This is a genomic window from Citrobacter telavivensis, from assembly GCF_041807075.1.
Classification (GTDB): domain Bacteria; phylum Pseudomonadota; class Gammaproteobacteria; order Enterobacterales; family Enterobacteriaceae; genus Citrobacter_A; species Citrobacter_A telavivensis.
Window position 1 is genome coordinate 1 of the sequence record NZ_JBGUBF010000021.1, and the last position, 1845, is coordinate 1845.

At 48.5% G+C, this 1845-nt stretch carries 3 protein-coding genes and 1 pseudogene; 2 read left to right on the forward strand and 2 right to left on the reverse strand.

What is annotated here, in order from left to right:
* Together ACERJC_RS25425 and ACERJC_RS25430 are read left to right on the forward strand one after the other, a co-directional pair.
* A pseudogene (locus ACERJC_RS25425) lies at positions 1–512 on the forward strand (phage tail protein); the annotation flags it as partial.
* Positions 512–1105 carry a tail fiber assembly protein gene (locus ACERJC_RS25430; RefSeq protein ID WP_047660148.1) on the forward strand — a complete coding sequence of 198 codons (594 nt, stop codon included), beginning with the start codon at positions 512–514 and terminating at the stop codon, positions 1103–1105. The pseudogene ACERJC_RS25425 and the gene ACERJC_RS25430, both read left to right, overlap by 1 nt.
* Here ACERJC_RS25430 and ACERJC_RS25435 read toward each other — a convergent pair.
* The gene (locus tag ACERJC_RS25435; RefSeq protein WP_047660147.1) at positions 1077–1481 is read right to left on the reverse strand and encodes a tail fiber assembly protein; all 405 of its coding nucleotides are present in this window, start codon (positions 1479–1481) and stop codon (positions 1077–1079) included. The two genes, ACERJC_RS25430 and ACERJC_RS25435, sit on opposite strands and share 29 nt — an antisense overlap.
* 14 nt (positions 1482–1495) lie before the next feature.
* The coding region (locus ACERJC_RS25440; protein ID WP_444861461.1) for a gp53-like domain-containing protein at positions 1496–1845 on the reverse strand (350 nt) is incomplete at its 5' end.

A 1845-nucleotide genomic window follows, 5' to 3' on the forward strand; every position in this document is an offset into this window, starting at 1 on the left:
TTGGTTTGGGAGCAGGCTCTCCAGCGATAGGAATTCCGTTCTTCTGGCCGCTGGCGGCGATGCCAAATACCGTCATGGATGAATGGGCAAATATGGTGTTTCTGAAACCCAATGGCGCATCATTCTCCGCCGCTGAATACCCAAAACTGGCGAAGGTCTGGACAGGGCTTGTTATCCCTGACATGCGCGGCGAATTTTTGCGCATCTGGGACGACGGGCGCGGTGTGGATGCAGGGCGCGGATTACTGTCAGCTCAACTCGATGCACTACAAAATATTACTGGTTCTTTTAGCGCAGCAACTGCCGGGGCAGCACAATTAAGTGTGCTTGTTAACGGTGAGGGCGGTGCATTCTATCCAGGCTCTCAGACAACATCTCCTCCTAACGCTCAGGCTACCACCGGTAATGATCGGGTTAACACTATGTATTTCGATGCTGGTCGAGTTGCAAGAACTTCAACAGAAACACGATCTCGAAACATTGCACTTAATTTCCTGATAAGGGCTAAATAATGAAACCTGTATTTGATGAAAATGGTCTGGCGAAAGAACCGGGGAATATTCGCTGTTTTTATTTTGACTCAGTGACTGGTGAATATACCGGTTGGTCGGATGAATATATTAATGTTGGTGTCAGTATGCCGGGCAACTCAACCGATATTGATCCGGGTGAAGCGGTTGCAGGAAAGGTCTCTTTGTTCACTGGTACTGGCTGGCAACTTGAGGAAGATCATCGCGGTGAAACGGTCTGGTCAACTGCTGACGGCAGCGCCGTCACCGTTGATTATATTGGCTCCGTTCACGATGGTTACACCAGCGTTGCACCGTCTACCCCATACGATGCGTGGGACGGGGAAAAATGGGTAACAGATACTGAGGAGCAACAGGCTGACGCCATAGCCGAAGCGGAACTACAGCGCCAGCAATTAATAAATGCTGCGATGCAGTCTATCAGTATCATTCAGTTGAAATTGCAGGCAGGGCGGGTGTTGAGTGATGCAGAAAATAATAAACTCAATGCGACGCTTGATTATATTGATGCGGTTACTGTAACCGATACAGGAACCGCACCAGATATTAACTGGCCTGCCCCCCCGGTGGTGTAGGCCATACGGGTTTTGCTGTATCGACACGCATCAGCAAGACCCGATATTTCTTCCAGTCAGCCAGGACGGCGGTTTCCTCTTCCGTCGCGATCTCTGCATCAACAGCATCTTGCCGCCACTCGATTTCAGAATCAGCATTAGCGCGTAATACAACTTTTTTTGCTTCAGCACTCGCTATTAATTCCGCTTGCGTCGGCTGTGGCGGTTCAACAAGACAGGGAAAGCCATTTTCATCAGTTGAAATGATTTTCCCATTTTCCTGACCAGCAATTAGTGTTGCATATTGGTCATCACTAATTTCAACAGCAGAATCTGGAACGGTTGATGTAATTTCAGTGTTGTAAAGTGCCAACGGATCAGATGTGAAAAATTTCATTTTAAATTTCCTTTTTACCAGCCAATTGCCAGCCAGCCCCACGATGATGGCGGAACACTTGTCGAGCCGGAGCCCATGTTCTGGACATACCAGTTAACAGATGTCTGCGACGGAACATTAAATTTTACGTTCGATAAATCCGTTCCTGCGCTGGAATAATCGTGTGTCAAAGCGACAATGCAGGCATTTGGAAATGCAGCCGGGAAGACAATCGTCCCGGATGTCGATGAACTCGAGAGTGACGACGCCTGGATAATAAGCGCTCTCTGCTCACCCAAAAACAACACCGGAATTTTCGCGACAAGAGAGTTTGACGTTATATCCAGCGTGGCTGCGTCCATTTTTGCCGCATCTCCCAAACCAA

What these genes read in the sequence shown, in the direction of transcription:
- ACERJC_RS25430 (WP_047660148.1), top strand. Translation starts at nt 512, where the DNA reads ATGAAACCTGTATTTGATGAAAATGGTCTGGCGAAAGAACCGGGGAAT.
- ACERJC_RS25435 (WP_047660147.1), bottom strand. Translation starts at nt 1,481, where the DNA reads ATGAAATTTTTCACATCTGATCCGTTGGCACTTTACAACACTGAAATT.